The sequence below is a fragment of the Stenotrophomonas sp. P5_B8 genome, from assembly GCF_054049855.1.
In genome coordinates this window covers 1-5119 of sequence record NZ_JBFULO010000274.1, presented here as the reverse complement: position 1 = coordinate 5119, position 5119 = coordinate 1, and the positions used below count along the sequence as shown (strand labels likewise).

Here is a 5119-nt window from a genome sequence, read left to right as displayed (position 1 = left end):
ATGCGGTTGACGGCCAGCGGCCGTCACTACCGGGGCGGWTCGTTGCAATGAGGTTGACGGCCAGCGGCCGTCACTACCGGGGTGGATCGTTGCAATGAGGTTGACGGCCAGCGGCCGTCACTACCGGGGTGGATCGTCGTGTTGAGGTTGAGGGCCAGCGGCCGTCATTACCGGCTTGGATCGTTGTTACGCGGGTGAAGGTTGACGGCCGGCGGCCGTCGTTACCGGTCGTCGCGCTGCCGCATGCTGCCGCGCCAGGCTTCGAGGAACTGGCGGCGTTTCAGCGCGTCCAGGTACACCAGCAGGCCGGGGCCCAACTGGATGGGCCGGTAGCTGCGCTCAGGCGAGCGGCCACGTTGCTGGCCCTGCGCGGGCAGGATCGGCATCAGCCGCGCCTCGCGCGAGAGCACCTGCTGGCCACGCGGCGAGAGCAGGTAGTCCAGGAAGCGGCGCGACTCCTCCGGGTGCCGGCTGCTGCGCGGGATCACCGCGGTGCGCAGCACCACCAGGGTGTAGTCCTCCGGCTCGACGATGCCCAGCGGCGCGCCGGCGTCGATGCGCGCCTGCGCGTAGGAGCCCAACACGTTGTAGACCAGCGACAGCTGGCCACTGCTGACCCTGTCCAGCAACACGCCGGTGCGTTCTTCCAGCTGCACGCCGTTGTCGCCGAGCGCGCCGAGCAGCGCACCGGCCATGCTGCCGCGCTGGCCGTCCTGGGTGGCCAGCAGGTAGCCCACGCTGCTGCGCTCCACATCGTAGGTGCCCACCCTGCCCTGCAGCGGCGCGTCCGGCGCGCGCAGCAGGTCCAGCAGCTGGCGGCGCGTGCGGGGCACCCGTGCGGCCGGCAGCGTGCGCGTGTTGTAGACCATCGCCACCGGTTCGTAGCTGATTCCGAACGCCTCGTGCCGCCATTGCGCCCACGCCGGCAGCGCGTCGGTCTGCACCGAGCGGTGCGCCAACGCGTGGCCGTCGTTTACCAGCTTGGTCTGCAGGTCCATGCCGCTGCTGATCAGCATGTCCGGCGCGTTCGGCCCGCTGCGGTCGCGCAGGTAGCGCGCATAGATGTCCTGGGTGATCACGTCCTCGTAGAGAATCTCGGTGCCCGGGTGCAGGCGCTGGTAGTCGGCGATGACGGTGGCGAACACCTCGATGTCGGTCGAGCCGTGGATGCGCAGCTGCGCGGTCGGCACGCCTTTGGCGGGAAACCGCTGTACATCGCCGGGTGCCCCCCACGCATTGCCCGCGACGACCAGCAGCAGCACAAGCCATGCAGCTTTCATGGATGCATCCTCGGCAGGCGGATGGTGGCGACCAGTCCCCCGCCCACGCGGTTGCTCAGATCGATCTGGCCCCCATGGCTGTCGATGACGCGCTTGACGATCGCCAGGCCCAGCCCGGCACCGCCGGCAGCCGCGCCCTCGCCGCGCGCGAAGCGCTCGAACACCCGCTCGGCGTCGGCCGCGGCAATGCCCGGGCCGTGGTCGGCAATGGTCAGCACGCACTGCTGTGCTTCTTCGGTCAGCGCCACCTGCAGGCTGCCGTCGCCACCGTATTTGACCGCGTTGTCGATCAGGTTCTTGATCGCCTCGCGCAGCAGCAGCGCATCGCCCTGCACCCAGGCCGCCTGCACGCCAACGGCCAGCTGCACGCGCGGCGCCGGCATCGCCTGTGGCAGGGCTTCATGCAGTGCCTGGTGCAGGATTTCGGCCAGATCGACCGGTGCGAAGCGCTGCAGGTTGGCGCGGTGGATCACGCTGGCGTCGCTGAGCAGCTGGTTGAGCAGGCGGCTCATGTGGGTGGCATTGCGCTCGATGGCGTGCAGGCTGCGGCGCATGTCCTCTGGCTCTTCTTCGTCCAGCGCCAGCTGTGCCTGCGCGCGCAGTGCCGCCAACGGCGTGCGCATCTGGTGCGCGGCCTCAGCCATGAACGCGCGCAGGGTTTCGTTGCTGGCCGACAGCCGGCCCATGAAGTGGTTCAGCGCGCCGACCATCTTGTCCATCTCGCGCGGCACGCTGGCATCCAGCGGTTTCAGATCGGAGGGCTCGCGCCGTGCCAGCTCACGCTCCATCCGCACCAGCGGACGCAGCGCACGGTGCACGCCCAGCCCGACCAGGGCCAGCGACAGGAGCGACAACACCCCGATCGCCAGCAGCGCGCGGGTCACCATGTCCTGGGCCAGCGCCTCGCGCGCCCGGCGGGTCTGCCCGACCTGGACGCGCACTTCGCCCTGCGCCGACGGCGAGGACACCCGCCGTGACACCACCACAAAGCGCACCTGCTCCCCGCTGTAGGGGGCATCGAACAATTGCGGGCGATCGCTGGGCGGGTGCGGTGGCGCGGGCAGGTCCGGGTAGCCGGTCACGGTGGCATCGCGCGCATCGGAGACCCGATAGAACACGCGGTCTTCCGGCGCCATCGCCAACAGGTCCAGCGCGGCATACGGCAGATCGACCTGCCACTGGGCCTCCACCAGCGCCACCGAATCGATGATCGACAATGCCGAGGACACCAGCAGGTGGTCGTAGGAGCGATTGGCCGCGCGCTGGCCGTAGTCGCGTGCGCCGAACAACAGGACGATGGCGAACAGCGCCAGGAACGCGCCCAGGTACAGCCACAAGGTGTGCCGGATCGAGCCGGAGGTGCGCGGGTCAGTCGCCATCGGCGGCCGCGCCCGCAGCGTCGTCGATGGCCTCAAGCAGATAACCACTACCACGCACGGTCACGATCCGCAGCGGCGCGTCGGCCAGCTTGCGGCGCAGGCGGCCCACGTAGAGTTCGATCGCATTGGGGCCGGCCTCGTCATCGAAGCCGAACAGGCCGTTGCCGATCTCGTCCTTGCCCACCACCTGGCCCAGTCGCCCCATCAGGATTTCCAGCAGCCGGTATTCGCGGTTGGGCAGCTCGATCGGCTGGCCGTCCAGGCTGACCCGGTGCGAGGCGTTGTCGAACTGGAACGCGCCGATCTGCACCACTTCGCTGGCCTGGCCACGGGTGCGCCGCAGCAGCACCCGGCAGCGTGCTTCGAACTCGCGGAAGTCGAACGGTTTGCCCAGGTAATCATCGGCGCCGACATCCAGCGCCTGCACGCGGTCTTCGATGCCATCGCGCGCGGTCAGCATCAGCACCGGGGTGCTGTCGCCGCGCTCGCGCATGCCGGCCAGCACGCGCAGGCCGTCCAGCTTGGGCAGGCCGATATCCAGCACCACCAGGTCGAAGCTCTGGTAGCGCAGCACGCTGGCCGCGGCCAGCCCGTCGCGCTGCCAGTCCACCGCGTGGCCACTGCGGCGCATGCGGCGGACGATGGCATCGGCCAGGTCCGGGTTGTCTTCCACCAGCAGCAGGCGCATCGGTCGGGAAATCTCTCAGGAGCACGAATCCTAGCGCGAGCGGCCACTCCCGTGGGCTTCGCTGCAACGCACAAACCCCTGACAGGTGGATGACAGCTTCCCGGCTCTAGGCTGCGCCATCGCATCGCACACCGTGCCGATGCCATTGGCGACACACCTGCACGAACGAGTACCTGGGAGGGTCCGTGGAACTGAACACACTGCGCTGGCGCACGCCGGCCGCCTGTACCCTGCTGATGCTGGCCGCGCCGCTCTGGGCTGCCGAAGCCAGCGAGGAAGACCGCCCGGTCACCGCCACGCTCGGCGGCCGCCTGCATCTGGATTTCGCCGATTTCGACAATGACGGCCGTGGCACCCCGAACAAGGACGACACGGAGATCCGCCGCGCCTGGGTGGACGTGTCGGGCAGGTTCTTCGTGGTCGACTACAAGCTGGAAGCCGATTTTTCGGGCGACCGGGTCGAGGCCAAGGATGTGTTCGTCAGCCGCAGCTTCGGCGACGCAGGCAAGCTCACCGTCGGCCAGTTCAAGCAGTTCTTCTCGCTCGATGACCGCACCAGTTCCAACTACGGTACCTTCCTGGAGCGCGGCAACGCCGGCACCACGCTGGCGCCGTTGTACCGCCTCGGCGCCTCCTGGCAGGCCGCCCGTGGCGACATGACCTGGGCCGCCAGCGCCTACAGCCTGGAAAGCATCGACGCGTGGCAAGTGAAGGGCCGTGCCGCCGGTGGCCGCGCGACCTGGGCGCCGGGCGCCACCGCCGGCGATGTGCTGCACCTGGGCCTGTCGCTGGCCCACGAGCGCTATGACACTCCCGGCGCCAACGGTGTGCCCGGGCTGAAGATCCGCCCGCGCCCGGCTGGCCACCTCTCCGACAACAGCCGGCTGACCCTGGTCGATTTCTCGGCCGGGCGCGACACCGACGTCAACAAGTGGTCGCTGGAATACGCGCAGGTGCGCGGCCCGCTGTCCTGGCAGGGCGAATTCAGCGGTGCCACCTTCGACGACGGCAGCCAGCGCGGCAAGGTGCTGGCCGGCTACGGGCTGGTGAGCTGGTTCGTCACCGGCGAGTCGCGGGTGTACGACCGCAAGACCGGCCGCTTCGGGCGGGTCAAGGATTTCCAGCACACCGCCGGCGCGTTCGAGCTGGCACTGCGCTACGACCAGATGCGCGGCGACCAGCACCTGATCGGCCAGCCGGACCTGCGCGATGCACAGACCGAGGCATGGACGCTGGGCGGCAACTGGTACATGCGCGAAAACCTGCGCTTCATGCTCAACCTGATCGAAAGCCGCAACCGCGACCGCCTGGCCAGCGCCACGTTGGACCGCACCCGCGCGGTGACCGGCCGTCTGCAGTTCGATTTCTGACCCTCTTCTTCCGCCCTACCCCTCCTGGAGTCTGCAGATGATGCTGAGCATCCTCGGCTTTGGCATGGTCATTACATTCATGTACTTGATCATGAGCAAGCGGCTGTCGCCGCTGGTCGCCCTCATCACCATCCCGATCGTCTTCGCGCTGATCGGCGGCTTCGGCGCCGGCATCGACGAGATGATGCTGGAGGGCATCAAGAAGATCGCGCCCACCGGCGTGATGCTGATGTTCGCCATCCTCTACTTCGGGGTGATGATCGATGCGGGGCTGTTCGATCCGCTGGTGCGGATCATCCTGCGCTTCGTCAAGGGCGACCCGATGAAGATCGTGCTTGGCACCGCGATCCTGGCGATGCTGATCTCGCTCGATGGCGACGGTTCGACCACCTACATGATCAC

At 68.4% G+C, this 5119-nt stretch carries 5 protein-coding genes; 2 read left to right on the top strand and 3 right to left on the bottom strand.

Translation table 11 applies throughout. The features are described 5' to 3' along the window. Window positions 1-221: 221 nt before the first annotated feature. Genes ACXJKH_RS14255 through ACXJKH_RS14245 form a run of 3 tightly spaced genes read right to left on the bottom strand, consistent with a single transcriptional unit; the run spans window position 222 to window position 3347 of the window. A complete protein-coding gene (locus ACXJKH_RS14255; protein WP_457320198.1) occupies window positions 222-1280 on the bottom strand; it encodes an ABC transporter substrate-binding protein in 1059 nt (352 codons plus the stop codon). Then, the gene (locus tag ACXJKH_RS14250; protein ID WP_457320196.1) at window positions 1277-2659 is read right to left on the bottom strand and encodes a sensor histidine kinase N-terminal domain-containing protein; all 1383 of its coding nucleotides are present in this window, start codon (window positions 2657-2659) and stop codon (window positions 1277-1279) included. Before ACXJKH_RS14250 ends, ACXJKH_RS14255 begins: the two co-directional genes overlap by 4 nt. Continuing rightward, on the bottom strand, window positions 2649-3347 hold the full coding sequence (locus ACXJKH_RS14245) for a response regulator (protein ID WP_457320194.1): 699 nt from the start codon (window positions 3345-3347) through the stop codon (window positions 2649-2651). Before ACXJKH_RS14245 ends, ACXJKH_RS14250 begins: the two co-directional genes overlap by 11 nt. Window positions 3348-3583: 236 nt before the next feature. Here ACXJKH_RS14245 and ACXJKH_RS14240 point away from each other — a divergent pair, with 236 nt between their 5' ends. Continuing rightward, window positions 3584-4717, top strand: coding sequence for an OprO/OprP family phosphate-selective porin (locus tag ACXJKH_RS14240; RefSeq protein ID WP_457320200.1), 1134 nt, complete (start codon window positions 3584-3586; stop codon window positions 4715-4717). A gap of 40 nt (window positions 4718-4757) precedes the next feature. Next, window positions 4758-5119 (top strand): SLC13 family permease (locus ACXJKH_RS14235; protein ID WP_457320192.1); only part of this gene is annotated, 362 nt, incomplete at its 3' end.

What these genes read in the sequence shown, in the direction of transcription:
- ACXJKH_RS14255 (WP_457320198.1), bottom strand. Translation starts at nt 1,280, where the DNA reads ATGAAAGCTGCATGGCTTGTGCTGCTGCTGGTCGTCGCGGGCAATGCG.
- ACXJKH_RS14250 (WP_457320196.1), bottom strand. Translation starts at nt 2,659, where the DNA reads ATGGCGACTGACCCGCGCACCTCCGGCTCGATCCGGCACACCTTGTGG.
- ACXJKH_RS14245 (WP_457320194.1), bottom strand. Translation starts at nt 3,347, where the DNA reads ATGCGCCTGCTGCTGGTGGAAGACAACCCGGACCTGGCCGATGCCATC.
- ACXJKH_RS14240 (WP_457320200.1), top strand. Translation starts at nt 3,584, where the DNA reads ATGCTGGCCGCGCCGCTCTGGGCTGCCGAAGCCAGCGAGGAAGACCGC.